The organism is Streptomyces sp. NBC_00316 (assembly GCF_036158715.1).
GTDB lineage: Bacteria > Actinomycetota > Actinomycetes > Streptomycetales > Streptomycetaceae > Streptomyces.
This window is the reverse complement of sequence record NZ_CP108023.1, coordinates 468974-488779: the sequence shown is the minus strand read 5'-3', so window position 1 is coordinate 488779 and position 19806 is coordinate 468974. Positions and strand designations below refer to the sequence as shown.

17 protein-coding genes, 1 tRNA gene and 3 pseudogenes are annotated in these 19806 nt (G+C 67.4%); 15 read left to right on the top strand and 6 right to left on the bottom strand.

Annotation, left to right across the window (positions count from 1 at the left end; genetic code table 11):
• Positions 1 to 129 precede the first annotated feature (129 nt).
• Both OG878_RS02315 and OG878_RS02310 read left to right on the top strand, forming a co-directional pair.
• The gene (locus OG878_RS02315) at positions 130 to 1257 is read left to right on the top strand and encodes an ROK family protein (protein ID WP_328885160.1); all 1128 of its coding nucleotides are present in this window, start codon (positions 130 to 132) and stop codon (positions 1255 to 1257) included.
• A gap of 256 nt (positions 1258 to 1513) precedes the next feature.
• The gene (locus tag OG878_RS02310) at positions 1514 to 2728 is read left to right on the top strand and encodes an MFS transporter (RefSeq protein ID WP_328885159.1); all 1215 of its coding nucleotides are present in this window, start codon (positions 1514 to 1516) and stop codon (positions 2726 to 2728) included.
• A 122-nt stretch (positions 2729 to 2850) separates the two neighbouring features.
• Here the strand turns inward: OG878_RS02310 and OG878_RS02305 are convergent.
• A pseudogene (locus OG878_RS02305) lies at positions 2851 to 3138 on the bottom strand (helix-turn-helix domain-containing protein); the annotation flags it as partial.
• Between the two features lie 48 nt (positions 3139 to 3186).
• Between OG878_RS02305 and OG878_RS02300 the strand changes: the two are divergent.
• From OG878_RS02300 to OG878_RS02285, 4 genes and pseudogenes are all read left to right on the top strand, one after another.
• The gene (locus tag OG878_RS02300) at positions 3187 to 3495 is read left to right on the top strand and encodes an immunity 53 family protein (protein ID WP_328885158.1); all 309 of its coding nucleotides are present in this window, start codon (positions 3187 to 3189) and stop codon (positions 3493 to 3495) included.
• 127 nt (positions 3496 to 3622) lie between these two features.
• A complete protein-coding gene (locus OG878_RS02295; RefSeq protein WP_328885157.1) occupies positions 3623 to 4507 on the top strand; it encodes a fructosamine kinase family protein in 885 nt (294 codons plus the stop codon).
• Between the two features lie 473 nt (positions 4508 to 4980).
• Positions 4981 to 5199: pseudogene (locus OG878_RS02290) on the top strand (helix-turn-helix domain-containing protein); the annotation flags it as partial.
• A 19-nt stretch (positions 5200 to 5218) separates the two neighbouring features.
• Entirely contained in the window at positions 5219 to 5986 is a 768-nt protein-coding gene (locus OG878_RS02285) for a class I SAM-dependent methyltransferase (protein ID WP_328885156.1), read from the top strand.
• Positions 5987 to 6040: 54 nt separating this feature from the next.
• On the opposite strand, the gene OG878_RS42150 is transcribed toward OG878_RS02285, so the two are convergent.
• Positions 6041 to 6289 (bottom strand): NAD(P)-binding domain-containing protein, encoded by a 249-nt coding sequence (locus tag OG878_RS42150; protein WP_443049223.1) that lies wholly within the window; start codon positions 6287 to 6289, stop codon positions 6041 to 6043.
• Between the two features lie 167 nt (positions 6290 to 6456).
• Here OG878_RS42150 and OG878_RS02280 point away from each other — a divergent pair, with 167 nt between their 5' ends.
• Positions 6457 to 6768, top strand: a complete 312-nt coding sequence (locus tag OG878_RS02280) for a transposase (protein ID WP_390838786.1) — start codon at positions 6457 to 6459, stop codon at positions 6766 to 6768.
• The gene (locus OG878_RS02275) at positions 6765 to 7637 is read left to right on the top strand and encodes an IS3 family transposase (RefSeq protein ID WP_328884813.1); all 873 of its coding nucleotides are present in this window, start codon (positions 6765 to 6767) and stop codon (positions 7635 to 7637) included. Before OG878_RS02280 ends, OG878_RS02275 begins: the two co-directional genes overlap by 4 nt.
• Positions 7638 to 7886: 249 nt before the next feature.
• On the opposite strand, the gene OG878_RS02270 is transcribed toward OG878_RS02275, so the two are convergent.
• Positions 7887 to 8654: an SDR family NAD(P)-dependent oxidoreductase gene (locus OG878_RS02270; RefSeq protein WP_328885155.1), complete on the bottom strand. Its 768-nt coding sequence runs from the start codon at positions 8652 to 8654 to the stop codon at positions 7887 to 7889.
• Positions 8655 to 9293: 639 nt separating this feature from the next.
• On the opposite strand from OG878_RS02270, the gene OG878_RS02265 reads away from it, so the two are divergent.
• From OG878_RS02265 to OG878_RS02255, 3 genes and pseudogenes are all read left to right on the top strand, one after another.
• Positions 9294 to 10595 (top strand): Dyp-type peroxidase, encoded by a 1302-nt coding sequence (locus OG878_RS02265; RefSeq protein WP_328885154.1) that lies wholly within the window; start codon positions 9294 to 9296, stop codon positions 10593 to 10595.
• A gap of 58 nt (positions 10596 to 10653) precedes the next feature.
• Entirely contained in the window at positions 10654 to 11697 is a 1044-nt protein-coding gene (locus OG878_RS02260) for a YVTN family beta-propeller repeat protein (RefSeq protein WP_328885153.1), read from the top strand.
• Positions 11698 to 11895: 198 nt separating this feature from the next.
• Positions 11896 to 12084, top strand: a pseudogene (locus OG878_RS02255) (IS110 family transposase); the annotation flags it as partial.
• Positions 12085 to 12169: 85 nt separating this feature from the next.
• On the opposite strand, the gene OG878_RS02250 reads toward OG878_RS02255, so the two are convergent.
• Entirely contained in the window at positions 12170 to 12661 is a 492-nt protein-coding gene (locus OG878_RS02250) for a DUF5994 family protein (RefSeq protein ID WP_328885152.1), read from the bottom strand.
• A 519-nt stretch (positions 12662 to 13180) separates the two neighbouring features.
• Here OG878_RS02250 and OG878_RS02245 point away from each other — a divergent pair.
• From OG878_RS02245 to OG878_RS02230, 4 genes are all read left to right on the top strand, one after another.
• Complete coding sequence (locus OG878_RS02245) at positions 13181 to 13447, top strand: hypothetical protein (protein ID WP_328885151.1); 267 nt, start codon at positions 13181 to 13183, stop codon at positions 13445 to 13447.
• Between the two features lie 525 nt (positions 13448 to 13972).
• Positions 13973 to 15214, top strand: a complete 1242-nt coding sequence (locus OG878_RS02240) for a PP2C family protein-serine/threonine phosphatase (RefSeq protein ID WP_328885150.1) — start codon at positions 13973 to 13975, stop codon at positions 15212 to 15214.
• 217 nt (positions 15215 to 15431) lie between these two features.
• Positions 15432 to 15584, top strand: a complete 153-nt coding sequence (locus tag OG878_RS02235; protein WP_328885149.1) for a hypothetical protein — start codon at positions 15432 to 15434, stop codon at positions 15582 to 15584.
• 203 nt (positions 15585 to 15787) lie between these two features.
• Positions 15788 to 15861: transfer RNA gene (locus OG878_RS02230), tRNA-Met, on the top strand.
• A 118-nt stretch (positions 15862 to 15979) separates the two neighbouring features.
• On the opposite strand, the gene OG878_RS02225 is transcribed toward OG878_RS02230, so the two are convergent.
• Both OG878_RS02225 and OG878_RS02220 read right to left on the bottom strand, forming a co-directional pair.
• The gene (locus OG878_RS02225; RefSeq protein ID WP_328885148.1) at positions 15980 to 17272 is read right to left on the bottom strand and encodes a ThuA domain-containing protein; all 1293 of its coding nucleotides are present in this window, start codon (positions 17270 to 17272) and stop codon (positions 15980 to 15982) included.
• A gap of 19 nt (positions 17273 to 17291) precedes the next feature.
• Entirely contained in the window at positions 17292 to 19442 is a 2151-nt protein-coding gene (locus tag OG878_RS02220; RefSeq protein ID WP_443049222.1) for an RICIN domain-containing protein, read from the bottom strand.
• Positions 19443 to 19806 lie beyond the last annotated feature (364 nt).

Sequence of the window (19806 nt, the reverse complement as noted above, 5' to 3'; positions counted from 1 at the left end):
CGACAACGAGGTCCCCGTGCCATGAAAGCCGGTCATTCCCAGGAGGAGATCCGACGGCACAACCTCAGTACCCTTCTACGTCAGGTACATATAGGAGGACCCGTCTCCCGGGCCGTCCTCGCCGACCGCATGGGGCTTAATCGCAGCACCATCCTGGGACTGGTCACCGATCTGACCACAGCCGGGCTCGTCCTTGAGGAACTTCCGCACGACACCGGCCGGGCGGGACGGCCCTCACTGGTCGTACGGCCCGAATCGTCACACACGTACGTGCTCGCGTACGACGTCGGAGTGGACCGCCTCGCGGCCGCCCGCATCGGACTCGGCGGTATCTTCCTCGACCGTCGAGAAAGCGCCTGGCCCTTGGACGAGCCGACCGATCCCGGAAAGGTCGCCGATGTTCTCACTGGGTTCGCCCGGCAGATGCTGGCGACCGCAGAGCGCGGCAGTCGCTGCGTCGGCGTCGGCGTGGCGGTACGGGGAATAGTCCGTCACCCCGACGGCCTGGTGCGGCACGCGCCGAACATGGGCTGGACCGATCAGGACTTCTGCACGGAACTCGACAGCCGGCTCAACCTCGGCGTCCCCGTAGAGGTGGACAATGAAGCAAACCTCGGCGCCCTCGCCGAACACCTGCGGGGCGCCGGAGTCGGCAGTGACAACGTCGTCTACCTCCACGGCGACATCGGTATCGGCGGCGGCCTGGTCACTGACGGCCGCCTGCTGCGAGGCACGGACGGCTACGGTGGCGAGGTCGGGCACATGATCGTCAACCCGCGGGACGGCAGCCTCTGCGGATGCGGCGCCCGCGGCTGCCTGGAAGCCGAGGCGGGTGAACGAGCGCTGCTCGCCGCCGCCGGCCGCGACCCGCAGGCAACAGGCCAGGAGGTGGTGCGCGCCGTTGTCTCCGCCGCCGACCGTGGAGACATTGTCGCGCGCGCCGCGCTGCACCAGGTCGGCGACTGGCTCGGCGTCGGCGTCGCCAACCTGGTCAACCTCTTCAACCCCAGCGTCGTCATCTTCGGAGGCATGCTCCACGACGTGTTCCTCGGCGCGGCCGCACAAATCCGCAGCCGCATCAACATCAGCACACTCCCCGCCTCCCGCAAGAACCTCCGCCTGCGCGTCAGCGCACTCGGCGACGACGCCGTCCTTGTGGGCGCCGCCGAACTGGGCTTCTCCGCATCGCTCGCCGATCCCTTGGCGATCCTGGCCGACGCCCCCGAAGAACAACCGGTCCCGGCTTCGCCCAAGTAGCGCTGATTCGCGACGACCCGCGCGGCGATCGCCGCTCGTCCCGGCCCCGGATCTCCGGGCCGCGCAACCCTGGGGTCGGGCGTACTCGGACGGCTGCAGATACGCAGCGGCGCACGCGGAGCGGTGTGAACACCTCTTGCTCCTACTTTCTTTGGATAAAAACATGCCCAATCATGTTGGTTGCTGCTCCTCTTCAGGCGGCCGCACCGAGCTCGCCCGCAGTCGTGCGACCGAGCCCGGGAAGGGGAGCTGAACGGTGCGCAAATGGCTCGCCGCCCCCGGCGCCGAGGCCCAGCCGGCCGCCATCTGGGCACTGTGTGCGCTGATGGCCGCGACGTTCTGCGTCGTGACCACGGAGCACCTGCCGGCCGGCCTGCTTCCGCAGATCTCGTCCGGTCTCGGCGTGTCGCTGTCGGCCGCCGGGCAGCTGGTCACGGGATACGCCCTCACCGTGATGCTGCTCACCGTGCCGCTGACGTACGCCACGCGCCGGATTCCGCGACGACCGTTGCTGCTGGGGCTGATGACGGTGTTCGTGCTGGCCGGGATGGGCTCGGCCGTCGCGCCGAACTACGCCCTGCTGCTGGTCTCGCGTGCCGTGACGGCACTGGTGCACGCTGTCTTCTGGGCGGTGGTCACGGTCACCGCCATGGGGCTGTTCCCCCCGGCGGTGCGGGGCCGGATACTCGCCATGGTGTACGGGGCCACCTCGATGGCGACGATCGTGGGCGTGCCCGCCGGAAGCTGGATCGGCCAGCACGCGGGGTGGCGCGTGGCGTTCGTGACGCTGAGCGGAATCGGGCTGATCGCTCTGGCCACCGTGGCGTTCTTCCTGCCGGCCACGGCCGTCGCTCAGCCGCACACCGATGACACCGCCGTCCCGGACACGTCGCGCTATGTCGTGCTGCTGGTGACGATCGTCCTGGCGCTGACGGGCCTGTCGATGGCGTTCACGTACACGGTGCCGTTCCTCACGGAGGTGACCGGGTTCTCCGCCTCGGCGGTCGCCCCGCTGCTGCTGCTGCGCGGTACAGCCGGTGTCGCTTCGGTGGCCGTCGCCGGCAACCTCGCGGACCGTCACCCAAAGATGGCGACGACGGCGCCGGTGGCTCTGTTGTCCGTGTCGCTGATCGGCATGTACCTCGCGGGGACGACGCCGATCGTGGTGGCCGTGCTGATGGCGACCTCGGGCGTCGCGGTCTTCGTGATGATCACGACTCTGACGAACGAGCTCCTGGCGGTCGCCCCCGGCAACCTGTACATCGCCTCTGCCGGGGGGAACGCCGTGTTCAACGCGGGCACGGCCGTGGGGGCCGCGTCCGGGGGGCTGCTTCTGTCGGACATCAGCGTTCGCAGCACTGCGCTCGCGGGCGGCCTGCTGGCCGCCGCGGCGGTGGCGGTTCTGCTCGTGGACCAGATGATCAGGCGGGCTCCGCGCGCGGCACGCGAGGCGGTCACCGATCTCTCATAGCGCGGTCACACGCACCGGCACGGTGAGAACACGGTCAACTCGAACCTGACGGCGCCCCCGGTTCGAGGCGTACCCGCGCCCAGCCGGTCAGCCAGCGTATCGGCCGTGCTGCCGAGGCCGGCGCTGAGCAGGCGGGGACGGCCTCCCACCCCCTCAGGGTCCAGGCAGACCAGGCCGATCTCGTTGAAGCGGTCGATGAGATCACGCACGGTGTCCTCGTCGGCCGCCACGAGCCGCGCCGTGACGGGCACTCGGTTCCCGCCGGCCGACGCCAGCAGCACCACCGCGCGGCTGTAGTGCACCGAGGTGGTGCTGCCCCGGCGCACTGTCTGCTGCAGTCGTTGCTGCTCCTGATCGGTCAGTCTGCGTACTCGTACCGGCTCAGCCGTTGCTCCTGCCCTGCAGGACAGATCAGTCACGCCCGAACCCGGCGCGCAACTCGCTTAGCATCTCCTGCCATGAGCGATGCGGAGCCCCTCCTCGACTGGCTGCAGAACTGGTACGCGCAGCAGTGCGACGGCGACTGGGAGCACGAGTGGGGCGTGAAGATCGCCACGCTTGACAACCCCGGCTGGACCATCGAGATCGATCTGGAGGAGACGGACCTGGAAGGACGCACGTACACCCTCCAGGAGATCAACCGCAGCACTCGGGACTGGGTACATACCTGGACCGCTGAGAAGACCTTTCACGTCACGTGCGGCCCCGGCAACCTCACCGAGGCCCCCGTCCTCTTCCGAACCTGGGCAACAACAACCGCCTCCTGAGCCGATACACAGCCGGAGATACCGAACCGGTGAATCCATGAGGTCAGAGCACTAGGCTCCATGAGTGAACCGCCTCGGGCCCGGCCCTGATTGCCATGATGCGTGACCAGCAGAGAGGAGCACACCGGTGACAGACGCGATGTCCTTCCTGCTCGAACGCATGCATGCGGCCGGTCTGACCGACGTCGTCGCGGTCGAGCCGGCCACTGGAGGTCTCGCCGCGACTGCGGGGCTCGCGCGCCGCGGTGACGGCACGTCGGTGTTCGTCAAGGCGTTCGGCGAGCCGCCGTCGGACGACGCCTTCGACGCGGAGGCCGAGGGGCTCACCGTGCTGCGCGAGGCGGGCGGTGTTGCCACGCCCGAGATCATCCTCGCGGACCGCGACCTGCTCGTGCTGTCCGTGGTGCAGCCCCGGCCGGGCACCGAGGCCTTCTGGGAACAGCTCGCGCATGCGCTCGCCCACCTGCACACCACCACGCGGCACCCCCGATTCGGGTGGCACCGGGACAACTGGCTGGGCCGCCGTCGGCAGATCAACACCTGGGACAACGACGGGTTCGAATTCTTCGCCCAGCACCGTCTGCTGCGCTGGCTGACCGAACGTCGCGTCCAGGAGGCGCTTGACGCCGCGGACCGGGCGGCGCTGGAGCGGCTGTGCGACCGGCTGCCCGAGCTGCTGCCGGTCAGGCCCGCGTGCCTGACGCACGGCGACCTGTGGGCGCTGAACGTCATGGCCACCCCCGACGGGCGGCCCGCGCTGATCGACCCGGCCGTGTCGTACACGTGGGCCGAGGTCGACCTGGCCCATCTGTGGACCACGGCGCCGCCGCACGAGGCACATGTGTTCTTCGAGCTGTACGCCGAGCTGACCGGGCTCGACCGCGACTGGCGCGAACGCATGCCGATCCTCCAGCTGCGCCAGCACCTGGCCGTGATCGCCCAGTTCGACCCCGACTGGGGCGCCGCCGACCTCGTGCGCGCGACGCTCGCCCCGTTCCGGCAGCGGCCCTGAGCCCAGCTCGGACGATCACCGCCTGTGGAGGGAGCCATGGCCGTCACATACTCGAGGCTCGCGCGGCTACCTGAAGGAGGCTTGGGCGCCTTCGACGCTCATAAAAGCGCCGTTCTGCCGCTCCTTGCCGAGTAGGGAGGACGTCTTGAGCGACGACTGCGCACTCCGGACGATCAGGTCGAGTCCCACCTCATAACCTTTCCCCGCCCGCACGAGGGCGAAGTCGGTGCGGATGGCGTGCTCCAGGACGTAGGAGGTGCCCTCGAAGTCGCGACATCCTTCCAAGAATCCTCCATCGCCCTGGCAGCCTGATCAACCCTCGAAGGACCTCCGGAGCCGGACCAGCGGCGGCAGGGGAGTGGGCCGCGGCCACCTGGCGCAGGAGCGAAGACCTCTCGCGTCGGACAGCGAATTCCGGAAGACCGTACGGAATCCCCTTGCGCAATGGTCAAGAATCGTTGACCATTGGGTGCTTGCCTGCCGACGATCTTCCCGAGACGTTTCACGTCACAACTGACGAGTAGTTACGCGCTGTCTCCAATCTCACGCGTCACCGGATCATGGCAGTGCTCCGCTTCGAGCCCGCGACGATCACGCAGATCGCCGAGCGAGTCGGCCTCGCGAAGGGGAGTTCCAGCTATCACGTGCGATTGCTCGAGCGGGTCGGCCAAATCAAGCACCGCAGGGGCCGCTCGTGTCAATATGCTGGGCATGTCTGGTCGCGCGCTGAGTTTCGGAGTGGTGGCGGAAGCGTACGAACGGTTCCGGCCGGGGTATCCCGTGGAGCTGTTCGACATGGTGATGGCATACGCGGGCCACCCGGTTCGCACCGCCCTCCAGATCGGCGCTGGGACAGGCAAGGCAACCCGCCTGTTCGCTCAACGAGGGGTCATGGTCACCGCGACCGATCCTGACGGGTCCATGCTCGCCGAACTGCGCAAGCACGTGCCGATGAACGTCAGAACGGTGCAAGCCGCGTTCGAGGACTTGCGACCGGGCGAACGGTATGGACTGGTCTATGCGGCAGCAGCGCTGCATTGGACGAACCCGGAGGGCCGGTGGTCGCTCATGGCCGCGCTGCTGGAACCGGGTGGCGTATTCGCCTCATGCGGCGGGCCATTTCGACTGGCTGACCCGGCTGTGGAGGAAGCGGTCCGCGCGGCGCGAGCACCATTCTTGGAGAGTGACGAGATTCCGTCGCCTGACGGGACACCTCCGGATCATGAGATGCAGTGGCCGGGTACGGAGCTGCAACGGTCTGAGTGGTTCACCGGCGTTCAGCAGTCCGTGATCGAACGGCGCGTGACGATGAGCGCTCGCGACTACGTTGGTCATCTCTCCACCATCTCGGCTTATCTCGTCTTGCCGACCGCGGAGCGAGAGCAGGTATTCAGCCAGATCATGCAGGTACTGCCGGACAGAGTCGAGATGGCCGCCGACATCACCGTCCATCTCGCGCGTCGGCGCTACGAGGATTGATCACTACACCTCGCCATGTCAGCCCGCCGGCCCCAGGCTGGTTCCGAGCCACTTTCACTCGCGTGTGGCGTGTGCTCGGCCGAGCGGGAGGTCAGCACGCCGCCGGGGCCCGTGGTGACCGCCTCCAGGTCGGGTGAGGCGGAGACCATGGTGAAGACGACATCTCGGTCGGCCAGATCGGCCGGCCGGTCGACGAGCGTCGCTCCCCCGCTCCGCCAGCGGTTCGGCCTTGGACCGGGTTCTGTTGAAGACGGCTACGTCGTGCCCCGCGTCCAGCAGCCGGGCGGCGAGCTGGAAGCCCATGCGGCCGGCACCGACCCAGCCGATACGGGGGCTGTCCTGGGCGACATACGTCATTTCTGACCTCAATCCTGGGCGACGGCTCGAGTGATGTGGCCCGGTTGGACTGGGCTTGATCCGCTTTGACGGACATTCGAGATCAGGGGTTCAGCCCCGGGAGGATGTCCATCATGGAGAGCATGGGGAAGAAGAAGCCTCGCCGCCCTCGTCGTTCGTTTACGCCGGAGTTCAAGGCCGAGATCGTCGGGCTGTGCCGACGGGGTGACCGCTCGGTCGGGCAGGTCGCCAAGGACTTCGAGCTGACCGAGACCGCGGTGCGGGACTGGGTCAAGCAGGCCGAGGTCGATGCGGGCGAGCGCAACGGGCTGACCAGCAGTGAGCGCGAGGAACTGGCCGCGTTGCGGCGGGAGAACCGCCGGCTGCGCGAGGATGTCGACGTACTCAAGCGGGCCACAGCTTTCTTCGCGAAGGAGACCCGGTGACGGTGCACCCGTTCATCGAGGCGGAGAAGCAGGCAGGTCACAGCGTCAAACGGGCGTGTGAGCTGATGAAGGTCTCCCGGACCGCCTTCTATGCCCGTCGCTCCGGCCTGCCTGGCCCCCGTGCAGTGCGGGATGCCGAGCTGACCAAGCAGATTGTCGAGGTCCATGCGAAATCGCGCGGAACCTATGGGGCCCCGCGCGTGCACGCCGTGCTCATGCGCGAGGGTGCCCGGTGCGGTCGCCGTCGTGTCGCACGACTGATGCAGGCCGCAGGACTGCAGGGCCGGCACCGCAGACGACGGCATTTGACCACGATCCCTGATCCCAGGGCTGCCTTCCGTCCCGACCTCATCGTCCGGGACTTCCAGCCCGACCGCACCGGGCTCGATGCCCGCTGGTGCGGCGACATCACGTATGTCCCGACCGAGGAGGGCTGGCTCTATCTGGCCACGGTCATCGACATCGCCTCCCGGCGCGTGGTCGGCTGGGCAACCGCCGATCACCTGCGAACCGAGCTGGTGGCCGACGCGCTGACAGACGCCTGCCGGCAGCGTCGCCCCACCCATCCCGTGATCTTCCATTCGGATCGCGGCTGCCAGTACACCAGTCAGCAATTCGCCTCGCTGGCAAGCGAGTTCGGGATTCGACTGTCGGTCGGCCGCACCGGTCAGTGCTGGGACAACGCGCTCGCCGAGTCGTTCTTCTCGACCATCAAACGCGAACTGCTCGGCACCTCCGCCTGGCCCAGCCGGGCCGCCGCCCGCACCGCGATCTTCGATTTCATCGAGGGCTGGTACAACTTGCACCGATTGCACAGCAGCCTCGGCTACCTCAGCCCCGCCGAGTACGAGACCGCACTCGCAGCCTGACCACCACACCAATGGTGTCCGTCAAAGCGGAGGAAGCTCAGGACGGCGGCTTACAACCGGCAGGCGACGGCCTCGGAATCCGCTTGCCCTGCTGGACAGGGCGACGACTGAAAGAGAGTCGACTGCCCCTGCAGCGCTCAGCGCCGCGTTCACGTACGGGACGGCTGCGGTGGCGTGAAAGGACCCGGCAGGACGCTGTAACGACCCCCAACCACCTGATACACCGTCGCGCGACCCTGACCCCTCGGGTCAGAACCAGCCGCCGTCGGCCTGGATGGTCCGGCCGGTGATGAACGAGGCATCGTCCGACACCAGGAACGAGACGACCGCGGCGATTTCGGAGGGCTCGGCCATCCGACCGAGTGAACTGGCGGTACGGATAAGGGTGTGGAAATCAGTGTCGACGTCGGGATGGACGTAGTGGGCAGCCGCGTGAGCGGACATGTCGGTGACGGTACCCCCGGGCGCGATGGCGTTGATGGTGATGCCGCGCCGACCGAGTTCGGGGCTGAGGTTGAGCGCGATGCATTCGACTGCTGCCTTACTCGACGCATAAAGGGCGTGGTAGAAAACCGCCTTGTGGGCACTCTGCGATGACGTCAGTACGATCCTCCCTCCTTCGCCCATATGCCGTGCGGCGTTCTGTACGGCGAAGAACTGGGCTCGTGTGTTGATGGCGAAAACACGGTCGAAGTCGGCGGGGGTGACGTCGTCCAGCTTGCCGAAGTACTCAATTCCGGCGTTGCTGACCAGGATGTCGAGTCCGCCAAGAGATTCGGCGGCCTCGTCGGCCAGCTGCCGGATCTGGTCCGGATCGCTGACGTCCGCCTTGAGCGCGACCACGCGGCGGCCGTCAGCGGCGATCTCGGCGGCGAGCGCTTCGGCCGCGTCGCCGCTGCTCCGGTAGTTGATCGCCACATCGGCTCCGTCAGCGGCGAGCCTGCGCGCCACAGCCGCGCCAATCCCTCGTGCGCCACCGGTGACCAGGGCCTTCCTGCTTGCCAGCTTTCCGCTCATCGGTCTTCTCCCGTCGACGGGAATCCGGCGGTCATGCTGTATGGGGGTAACGCAGCGTGAGGGTCCCGGAATTCACGGCAGCAGATGATTCTTCACCGCGCATTCGCGGTGGAGGACTGCCGTGATCGTCCTCATCGCGCGGTGGGCGCGTCCTCGTTGACCACCGGGCCGCCAGCACCAGATTGGCCCGGTCTGGCCACTGGCGCCACTCGGAACACAGTCCGGCCCCAAATGGCACACCCGCCGTTCCGGCCCCAGCTCGCCCCGCCTCCAACCAAGATAATCGCCCGAGCGTCACTTCCCTGGCACACCTTTCTACGGTCGCAGCCACGGACCGTTCCCTCGCGTGGATACAGCAAGCCGGCGACTGCGGGTGGAGGCCGGGACGGGGTAGATGCGTTCCTTCCCAGGGGCGCGGGAAATGATGACCGCCGCGCCCGTGAGGGTGATTCTTCAAGTGGTGCGAGCGCGCATGTCTAATATATTACGTTTTGCGGAATGGTCATGTGGCTGGTGGCAATCGACGCTGGTTGGGCTGCCGCACGCGGTCGTGCGCCTTGTGGGCCGGGGCCGGTTCACGGAATCCGATCTCGGCGGCACCGTTCGGCTTGCCGCTTGGATCCCTGCCCGAGGGGAACCATGGCTGACGAGGTATCCGCGACCCTGGAGGAAGGGTGGAGCGGCCATAGGTGTCCGGCGAGTGCGTTTGCCCGGCGGTCGTTTCTTCACGGCGTCGCCGCGAGCGTGGGCGGGGCGGCGGGCGGGATCGCCTTGGGCAGTGGTGCGGCGCTCGCCGACACGGTGGCCCAACCCGAGCAACCGCCGAAGTCTCGGACGATTCCGTTCCACGGCTATCACCAGGCAGGCATCGCCACTCCGCCCCAAAAGGACCTGATCTACGTCTCGCTCGACGTGACTGCCTCCACCCGCGCGGAACTCACCGATCTGTTCCGCACGCTGACCTCGCGAGCCCGCTTCCTTACGGCGGGCGGCAGGCCACCGAAGGTGGCGCCGACCGCAACGCCGACGGACAGCGGCATCGTGGGACCTACGGTTGCGGCGGACGGGCTTACCGTGACAGTCGGCGTGGGCGCGTCCCTCTTCGACGACCGCTACGGACTGGGCGCGCGCAAGCCGGTCCAGCTCGTCAAGATGACGCCCTTTCGCCATGACGACCTGGACCCAGCGCTGAGCCAGGGTGACCTGCTGATCCAGATTTGCGCTGATGAGCGAGACACGACGGTGCACGCATTGCTCGACATCCTGATGCACACCAAGTCCGCGGCAAAGCTGCGCTGGCGTATTGACGGCCAGCGCAATCCGGAGCGTCCCGTCGGTGTCCGGCGCGACTGGTTCGGATTCAAGGACGGCATCTCCAACCCGACCGTCACGGACCCCGCCCAGATGAACCAGTGGGTCTGGGTCCAGCCGAAGAGCGCCGAACCGGCCTGGGCCGCGGGTGGCACGTACCACGTGGTGCGTATCGTGCACTTCTTTATCGAGGCGTGGCAGAAGGTTCCCGTTGCTCAACAGGAGCGGATCTTCGGCCGCCGCAAGGCGAGCGGCGCCCCGATGTACGCCGTGGGCGAGAACGCCACGGATCTCCTCGACCCCATCTACACCAATGACCCGCAGGGCCTGATCACCCCGCTGAACTCTCACATCCGCCTCGCTAATCCCCAGACTCCGCAGACCGCGGCGACCAGCACGATCCTGCGTCGGAGTTACGACTACGACCGGAGCCCGAACCCGCCGGAACTCGACATGGGGCATGCATTCGTCTGCTTCCAGCAGGAGCTGAACACCTACATCGCCATGCAGACCCGGCTGGAAGGCGAAGCACTGGTGCCGTTCATCAGCCCAAGGGGCGGGGGCTACTTCTTCGCGCTTCCCGGTGTCCGGGACGAGAAGGACTATTACGCCCGCGGGCTCCTGGCCTGACCCCCTCCCTGCCAACCGGGTCCCGGACCCAACCATCGCAACGCGCACTGGAGGCGAGATGTTCTCTGCCCTGTGGACCCGGGTCGGCAGCGGCCGTCGGCGACCCGGAAGGACGCTCCGACCGGTACTCGCGGCGGGCATCGGGGTCCTGTTGATCTCCTGCACGCCCGCCCCAGTCCACAAGCAATCCGCCGCGCCGGTCGCGCCCGTCCACGCCGGTGCCAGCGGCCGTGTGTATGTCACGAACCAGCAGGACAACACGCTCTCGGTGATCGACGCCGGTACCTACAAGGTCGTCGCAACCGTGCCGGCCGGCGTGGCGCCCGAAGGTCTCGCCGTCACCAAGGACGGCAGGCATGTGTACATCGCCAACAGCGGCTCGGCCCGGGTCTCGGTCCTGGACACGGCAAACAACAAGATCGGCAAAACCGTGACGGTCGGGAAGAGCCCCACCGGTGTCGGACTCAGCCCCGATGGCAAGTCCCTCTATGTCACCAACGGCAGTTCGAACACCGTCTCGGTGATCGATACCCGAACCAACCGGGTAGTCGCGACCATCCCGGTCGGCAAGTCCCCAGTGAACGTCGCGTTGAGTCCTGACGGCGGTTCGGCCTACGTGGCGAATTCCGGGTCCGGCAACCTGTCGGTCATCGACACCAGCACGCGCCGGGTCGCCCGGAAGCTTTCCGCAGGGCGCTCCCCGGTGGGCGTCGCCATCGCCCCTGACGGCAAGTCGGCCTACGTCGCCGACGAAGTGGGAAAGCAGGTGCTTGCCGTCGCAATCCGTACCGGCAAGGCGACGGCCGTGCAGGTCGGCGAGGGCCCCTTCGACGTGGCCGTCGGACCCGACGGCCACGTCGCCTATTCCACCGATCTCGGCCCGGGCAATGTATCCGTGATCGACACCAGCAGTCATCGTGTCTCGGCCACCATTGCCCTGGGCCCTCCCGGCACCGACCCGTTCAACCTGGAGGTCACCAACGAGGCGATCTATGTCACGAACCAGGGAGCGGGCACCCTCACGGTCATCGACCCGGCATCCCACAAAGTCGTCGCGACTGTCACCCTCGGCGACAGTCCCTACGGCGTGGCGGTGAGCTGAGCCCGCACCATCGGACCGTGCGCGTCCCTGTCGAAGACGCCAGCGGCTGGGACCGGAATGTCCGGCTGCGCAGGTGAGGGACGCGCTGCGGTGGCCACCGCTGGAGGGTTCCTTGCCAGGATTGGGTCGGGTTGCCGACGGAACATGGTTTCGCGGTCCTGCAAGAGGGCCGCTGGCCTCCGGGCCCGGCATGACTGCGCGATGTTCCTGTCCGCATTCGCCGCCCTGCACGATCCCGCCTCCCGCAACTACTACGACCGCTGCCGCACCCGAGGCAAAACCCACACCCAAGCCCTCCTCCGCCTCGCACGCCACCGCATCAGCGTCCTGTTCGCCATGCTCCGCGACGGAACCTTCTACGAAACCAGAACCCCACGGCTCGCTTGACGAAAGACATAGAGGCCCCCCGCGGCGGCGTGCCACCACCCGATCGGCCCCGGTCTCGCCATCCGCTCTTCAAAGAAGCCACAGGTCAACGATCTGGTCCCGCTTCGGGTTCGGTCGTGGTGGCGATGAGGATCTGAGCGGCCTCGGTGATGTTGTCGGCGCGGACGGCGCGGGCCATCGCTTCGCGGGCGGCGTCGGCGGTGGTGTCCGGGGGAACCACCAGCAGAGCGAAGTGGTCGTTGTCTCCACGGGTGATGAGGACGGTGTCGTCTCCGACCGGGTCGGAGTCCAGGTGCACGACCTGGTCGTCGATGACCAGGCGGGTCGGGAGGCCGTTCCAGGCGGACGCGTCCACGCCCACCCGTGTGATCGGCCCGAGATGCCCGGTCAACACGCTGATCAGCGCGGGCAGCTCGGTCTCGATGTTGCGCGTGCGCGGCCACCACGCGCCGTCCAGGAGCCCCTTGCGGGACCGCGTGGTCTCCAGCCGCAGCAGGGCCGTACCCGGCTTCACCGCCTGGTGGATCGCATCCGGCAGGAGCAGTGGGGGCGTGTGGGGGATGCCGGAGTCAGTCATGTGAGTCCGCCCGTCTACAGGGTGCGGCCGTGCGTCGTCGTAGTTCGGCGCCGATGCCGATGCCCGGTCGGCGACATGCACGAGCCCGCCGTCGTTTCACGATACTTCCGCCGCCCGATCCAGCGCCCGCCGGAAAACACCTGGTCACGCCGGTCATGGTCCGCCGAACAGGCGTACAGTGAAAGCACCGGGAGTACTTCGCACACCGGCTTCCACGCAGGTGTCATTTCCGGCGACCACGAGAAACTGGGCTTTCGACGGACAGTCCGGGGGCAGGTCCGCATCCTCGCGACCGGCATCGGCATGCGGCTGATCCACCTGCCCAACGCCCAGATCGCGGCCCACCACTTCAGCGACCCTGCCGAGACCTCCCGGTCTGCCGGACGACACCAGTCGTCGAGCCCACCGCACGGATGCCGACCGGTGAGGAACAGACCTTCCTCCGACCGGGGGCAGCGGGCGGGGCGCCACGGCGCCCCCCCCGCCGGCTTCTCGCCCACCCCGAAGGGAACACGCCACGTGAAGTACATCGAGACCCAGACACTGCCGTCGCTCGGGCACGCTGAGGTACGAATCATCGCGCACACGCCTGAAGCCGCCCGAGCGGTCGCGGAGGCGCTTCGCCATTGCTTCGCGGGTGCGGAACAGCGCAGCTATCCCGGCCTCCACGGCGACACCCGCCTCCACCTCACAGTGGACACGGCAACACCCGCCGGCCCCGTCCGCTCCTGGCTGGTCGCCAGCACGACCCCCCTCGGCGCGGGCGCCCACTCCGACGAGATCTGAGAGCTCCTTCAGATGGACACGGTGAAACCGCGCCATGTCGCTGAGCTTTGGATCTGGCGCGACTTCTGTGGTCGGTCACGCTGGGTTGGCCGGTCACGGGAGGTGCACCCGTTTGCTCAGGAGACCATGCGTGTCAACAGTCCTGACGGGGTGCGACATGCCGTCTATGGCGTAATCGGCTCGTTGGGGCGGTTGGCGGTGTCAGGCTGTACGGGGTGATCACTGTCGTGCGCGGAGCCCCGTGCGTACGGGGCGTGTGAGCGCTCTTGGAGAGGATCGCCCTTTGTGTGCCCGATGGTTCCGGGTGCGTTCGGGCGGGGGCACTGTGAGTAGGAGTGCGTGGCCAGGGTGTTGAAGGTGCCGGCGTCGAGGGGCGGGAGAATCTCCTCTCCATCCTGGCTGGTACCGCCTCGTACCGGCGCCTGGCCATCGAAGGCGAGCGCCAGGCAGCCTGGCGAACAGCTCGGGGAGACAGCCGCCCGGTGATTTCCCCCGAGGCCGCGGGACGAAGGGGTGCACGCAGCGATGGCCGAAGGCGGGCGGAACCCGAGCAGGTTTGGGGTGGACCGGTCGGAGGGGTTTGGTGAGCGGTTGCTGGGTGTGCTGCTGGACCGGACTCACGAGATGCCGCCGCAGTTGATCGCTCCGCTCGTTGCGGAGGAGGTGGCAAGGGTCGGTGGCCGGGATCTCTCGATCCTCTTGCAGGACTACGAACAAATGCTGTTGGTGCCGCTGCCGGGCCGGCGGCTGACGGTCGGTGACCCTGAACCGGTCGAGGGCTCTCCCGCCGGCGAGGCGTTCTTGAGCCGCAAAGCGGTGGAGGTGCTGCAGGACGGCAGTGTGCGGATGTATCTGCCGCTGCTGGACGGCAGCGACCAGATCGGGGCGATGGCCGTCACCCTGGACAGCGTCGATGACGACGACCGGCGGTTGCTGCGCAGACTCGCCGGCTTGGTCGCAGACATGATCGTCACCAAGGACGCCTACACCGACCTGTTCTTCCAGGCCCGACGCAGCGCCCCGATGAGCGTGGCCGCGGAGATCCAGTGGTCGTTGCTGCCCCCGCTGTCGATGACTGTTCCGCAGGTTGAGGTGGCAGGGATTCTCGAGCCCGCGTACGACGTGGCCGGCGACAGTTTCGACTACGCCCTCAACGGCGACATCCTTCATGTGGCCATGATCGACGCGATGGGCCACGGCCTGGACGCGGCGACCATGGCGACCGTGGCCATCGGCGCCTATCGCCACACGCGACGGGCCAACACCGGCCTGTCCCAGGTGTACGCGTTCATGGACAAGGCTATTGATGAGCAGTTCGGCCCCGACCACTTCGTCACCGCACAGATGATGTGTCTGAACATCGCCACGGGCCGACTGCAATGGGTCAACGCCGGCCACCCGGCACCGCTGCTGATCCGTGACCGCGCCGTGGTGGACCGGCTGGAGAGCCCCACCACATTGCCGGTCGGCTTCGGCGGTGAGCAGCCGGTAGTGAGCGAGCGGATCCTGGAACCCGGGGACCAGTTGCTGTGCTTCACCGACGGCCTGATCGAGGAGCACCAAGCCGGCGGGGAACAGTTCGGTGAGGAACAACTCATCGAGTGGACCAACCGGATCCTCCGTGACCACACAGCGGTGCGGCCGGTGGTGCGCGCCCTCTCCCACGCCCTGAAACAGGAACGAGGTGACATCACCAGCGACGACGCGACCATCTTCCTCATCGAGTGGCGAGGCGGCGACGCCGATCATCTCACCACCCTCGATTGAGCCGACAGCTTCCGTCATGAGCCGACCTCGCTTCACCGGGCTCCGGTGATGCGAGACTCGAGATCGCTCACGGAATGGATGCTGTTGGTGATCTTCGCTCGGTGGGGCGAAACCGCTCCGGCGTGCTGTTCGTGCTGGCGGTCGGTGTGCTGCTGGTGTCGAGCGGGGTAGTTCTGCCGGTCGGAGGGGGCCGGGATGGCAATGGGGTGTGGTTCGGGTGGTTCCGCCGCTGACCGTGAAGATGGCCTGGGCGAGCAATCCGCTGGGCATCGCAGCGATGTGGATCCGTGACCGGCTGGACGAGTTGTTCGTGGACGAGGACTTTGCAGATAAACCCCCATCCCTGCCGGTGACCACGGCGACCGTTTGAGACGGCACTGGCCGCGATCACGGCGAGTGCGCCGTCTGCAAGTGCGACCGGTGCCGTCCCGTCCCAGCCCTGGACTTCGTTGGGGGAGCGCTCACGGCAGCGCGATGGCCAGACCGGTGGCTGTCCGGCAGCACCCGTGACGCGAAAGAACCATGTGCGAAATCCCTTCGCTCGGGGTGGTCTTGGCGTTCTACAGTGAGGGTCGCCGGGTGGAGCAGGTCGGTAGCTCGCTGGGCTCATAACCCAGAGGTCGCGGGTTCGAATCCCGCCTCGGCCACGAAGGTGTCGGGGCGTCGCACAGGGTGCGGCGGCCCGACCGCCAGCTGGGGGAGTCGGGAGCAGCCCGGTGCCCCTCGCCGCGGTTCAGCGGCGAGGGGCACCGTCAGGTGGAGCGGTCAGGGCTGTGCTGTGGGCGTGAAGCTCTGTGCGGAGGAGCCGTCGCAGGGTCGCTGGGTGAGCTGGACACCGTTCGCCGAGGAGGTCGCGGCACTCAGGCACTGGCCGCTGTGGCGGGCGATGAAGCGGTAACGTCCGCTGCTCTCCTTCACGGGCTGCCACTGCTGGTTCTGCCCGCCCGCATAACTCCACAGCTGCAGTGACGCGTTGGCGGCGGTCGAGCGGTCGGTCACGTCGATGACCTGCTGCGGGTTCCCGCGGATGGTGATCCGTGTGTATCCGCTGTCCGTCGAGCGGAACTGGAACTGCTGTGCCAGGGTCCCGTTGCAGGAATACTGCTGGATCGCGGTCCCGTTTGCCGTGGCGGCGGAACGAGCGTCCACACAGGTGCCGTTGGCGGCGTTCGTCAACGAGTACCAGGCCGTCTCGGAGATCTCGTCCGCCGGCGGCGCGGTGCCTCCGGCCCCGCCCAGCCACTTGAGGCCGTCGAGCAGGAACCGGTTCTGTGTCTCACTGGCGAACGTCGACGACAGCGCGGTGTTGGATGCGTAGTCCATCGCGTTGTGACCGAAGTTCGCGTACAGCATCCTGTACTTCGCGTTGGTCCACAGGATCGGGTAATAGCCGCTGTACCAGGTCTGGTTGGGATCCGTTCCCAGCGGGAAGCTGCTGGGGTCTATTGAGGCGAGGATCTTGATGTCCGGATTCTGCCGCAGGTCGTTGGACCAGCTGTACCACTCGCTGACCGACGAGGTGAAGGTCGCGGGCAGGTTCTCGGTGGACGGGTGAGTGCGGTCCTCGACTTTCAGGACGGCCGTGGTCGGACCCCAGGTATTGGACTTGAAGGCGCCGCTGCCGAGGAACTGGTTGTGGTACCAGGGCCAGGCCTGTGCGTCCGTCGTGAAGGCGGAGACGTGGAAGCCCATCCAGGCGCCGCCACCGCGCATGTACTGCTCAAAGCCGGACCGCTGGGCGGAGGTCTGCGGCAAGTCGTCGAGAAACAGGACGACTTGATAGGCGTTCACGCCGCCGTTGCTGAGCAGGTCCCAGTTGTTGCTGGCCGTGTAGGTGAAGCCGTTCTGCGTGGCCTGCTTGGGGAACCAGTCGTTGGCCTCGTGGACGAAGCTGATGTGCGCGGCGTCCCAGGTGCCGTTGTACAGGGCGAGTACCTTGAACGGCGTTGCCGCCGTGCTCGCCCGGGCGGCGGGTGGTGTCGCGAGGCCGAGCAATGTCGCCAGCAGGGCGAGGACCCACAGGGTCGCACGCGTCGGAGTGGATCTGGTGATGTCCATCGACGTCCTTCCTTGAGCCTCAGGGGTAGCTGACGAGGTTGGCGACGTTGGTGGTGGAGTTGGACGGGCCGCCCCGGTCGTTGATGACGTGCCGGATCGTCCCGGTGCCACCCAGTGAGACCGTCACCATGTCCTTGAAACGCACATTCGCGTTGTTGGGTGCCTCGATGGCGTGCTCGGCGGTCACACTTGAATTGACGTTGAAGTAGCAGTAGCTGCCGAACCCGTACACCTGATGGCTCGATACGGAGTCCGCGACCTTGTAGGCGGCGTATCCCTGCGACGAACCATTCATCCAGGCCGCCTGGTTGGGCGGGTCGTAGGGCATCTCGTTCTGGTAGAAGTACGTGCGGCCGCCGTTGCCGTTCCAGATGGTCTGGTGCTTCTGGTAGTGCTCGACGAACAAGCCGTACATCGTCACGTTGTTGCCGTTGACGACGAGTCCTGTGGCGCCGGTGTTGCTGGTCCAGCCCACGCCACTGCCATGGTCAGCGCGCCACAGCCACAGGTGGTCGCCGATGACGTTGTTGCTGTTGATGGTCAGGCTGGTGGTGGCCTTGCCGACGCCCGCGCCGCCGATGCGGAAGAACACGTCGTGCAGGGAACTGGGGTCGGCGCTGTGGTCGGCCGACGAGCCGCTCGGCCCCATCTCCAGGAGCTGGGCCGAGTTCGTGGTGCCGGCGTCGATCAGCAGCCCGGCCAGCTGGACACCGTTCACGTCGGCGACCGTCATGGCGGTGATCCCGTTGTCGGGAACGAGCGTGGCCAGGCCGAGGCCCAGGACCACGGTGCCGGCCCTGGTCACCTTGATCGTCTGATCGAGGTGGTAGACACCCGGCGTCACCAGCAGGTTCTTGCCTTGGGCGAGCGCGTCGTTCATCTGCGCGGCCGTCGCGCCCGGCTTGACGATGAAGAAATCGGAGAGGGGCAGGGACGTGCCCGAGGGCGTGCCCGAACTCCACGAGGTACCGGCCGAGTTGGTCCGCACGCCGGGCACGAACACCTTGTAGGTGCCTGTCGAGTCGACGTACAGGAAAGGCTTCTCACGCGACACGGGGGTCTGGTCGACCGTCGTGTACGGCGGGCTCGGGAAGCTGTTCGCCGGGGCGTTTCTGGCGCCGACGTAGACCATGTTCCAGTTGGAGCCGGTCCAGCTCGACCACTCGGTGTTGCGTGACAGCCACTGCTGCTGCGAACCCGAGTTGACCTGTCCGTCGATCTTCGAGTCGGCCATGTAGCCGCCGCTGGACCAACCGCCGTCGTCCAGACGGAGGTTGCCGCGCAGATGCATCCGGCGGTACGGAGCGGCCTGCGACACCGCCCAGCGGTCCGTGCCGGAGGTCGGAGTCACGGACAGGTTCTCCGCCGACCGCCAGAAGTTCTGAGTGGCGTTGCCCTGGAACCAGTCCGCCTCGGTGTGCACCGCACCGCGGATGGTGACGTCGTCGGGGGAGAGGCCGAGCCCCGCGACCTGGGTGTAGAAGCCGACATTGGCATCGGCGTCGTAGGTGCCCGGCTTGAAGAGGAAGGCCTTGCGGGCGGTGCCGAACTGGTTGGTCTCCTGCTGGGCGAAGGCCGCGTTCAGGCTGCTCTGGATGGTGGCAGCGGGTGTGGACGGGTCAAAAACGGTGACATTCGGGCCGAGGTCCGGTGTCCCGGGCGGCTGTTGGGGGTCCACGGGGTTGACGTGGAAGGACTGGGCCGCGCTGCCGTTGCAGGCGTACTGCTGGAGCTGCACGCTGTCCGCTGTCGAGGCGCTCGGCACGTCGAGGCACTTGCCGCTGTTGCGGTTCACGAAGTGGTAAGCGCCGCTGGACTCCGCCACGGCCTGCCACTGCTGGTTGTTTCCGCCGCCGTACGTCCACAGCTGCACGAGCGCGCTGTCCGCCGTAGAGACGTCGGTGACGTCCCAGACCTTGGTGGCGTCGGTGCGATTGCCGACCTGGACGTATCCGCCGGAGGTGGCCGCGAACTGCCACTGCTGGGCCTGGCTGCCGTTGCAGGCGTACTGCTGGACGACGGTGCCGTTCGCCGTTCCCGCGGCACGCGCGTCGATGCACTTGCCGCTGCCCACGTTGACCACGGTGGCCCAACTGGTCGGCAGCGCGGCTGTCTGCGCGCTCAGCGTGTCCTGCGAGGCGGCCGCGACACCGGTTCCAGCCGTGGCCACGAGGGCGATCAGCGTGAGCAGCTTCGGTATCCGGCTACGGCCGGTTTCTCTCTTGGATCCGGGCACGGTGGGATCTCCTGTACGGGTTGGGGTGGGGGGTGGGATAGGCGGACGAGTCCGTCAGCCGGTGTACTGCGCGAGGACGCCAGTGCAGTGCCAGTCCTGCCGGCTCACTCCGGAGCGGCTGTCGGCGACGCTGCAGGGGCACAACTGGACCTTGGCTCCGTCGGGGTCGAATTGCCGGTGACGTCGGGGTGCTTGCCCGAGAGTCCGGTGGTCGTGCCGGTGGCGGCCGCGGCGGGCGACACGCTGAGGGTATGGGTCGACAGGGCGAGTACTGCGTCGAGAGGGGACCGCGCAGCGC

What these genes read in the sequence shown, in the direction of transcription:
- OG878_RS42150 (WP_443049223.1), bottom strand. Translation starts at nt 6,289, where the DNA reads ATGGGCTTCCAGCTCGCCGCCCGGCTGCTGGACGCGGGGCACGACGTA.
- OG878_RS02280 (WP_390838786.1), top strand. Translation starts at nt 6,457, where the DNA reads ATGGAGAGCATGGGGAAGAAGAAGCCTCGCCGCCCTCGTCGTTCGTTT.
- OG878_RS02260 (WP_328885153.1), top strand. Translation starts at nt 10,654, where the DNA reads ATGTTCTCTGCCCTGTGGACCCGGGTCGGCAGCGGCCGTCGGCGACCC.
- OG878_RS02315 (WP_328885160.1), top strand. Translation starts at nt 130, where the DNA reads ATGGGGCTTAATCGCAGCACCATCCTGGGACTGGTCACCGATCTGACC.
- OG878_RS02285 (WP_328885156.1), top strand. Translation starts at nt 5,219, where the DNA reads ATGTCTGGTCGCGCGCTGAGTTTCGGAGTGGTGGCGGAAGCGTACGAA.
- OG878_RS02225 (WP_328885148.1), bottom strand. Translation starts at nt 17,272, where the DNA reads ATGGACATCACCAGATCCACTCCGACGCGTGCGACCCTGTGGGTCCTC.
- OG878_RS02240 (WP_328885150.1), top strand. Translation starts at nt 13,973, where the DNA reads ATGGCCGAAGGCGGGCGGAACCCGAGCAGGTTTGGGGTGGACCGGTCG.
- OG878_RS02250 (WP_328885152.1), bottom strand. Translation starts at nt 12,661, where the DNA reads ATGACTGACTCCGGCATCCCCCACACGCCCCCACTGCTCCTGCCGGAT.
- OG878_RS02300 (WP_328885158.1), top strand. Translation starts at nt 3,187, where the DNA reads ATGAGCGATGCGGAGCCCCTCCTCGACTGGCTGCAGAACTGGTACGCG.
- OG878_RS02270 (WP_328885155.1), bottom strand. Translation starts at nt 8,654, where the DNA reads ATGAGCGGAAAGCTGGCAAGCAGGAAGGCCCTGGTCACCGGTGGCGCA.
- OG878_RS02265 (WP_328885154.1), top strand. Translation starts at nt 9,294, where the DNA reads ATGGCTGACGAGGTATCCGCGACCCTGGAGGAAGGGTGGAGCGGCCAT.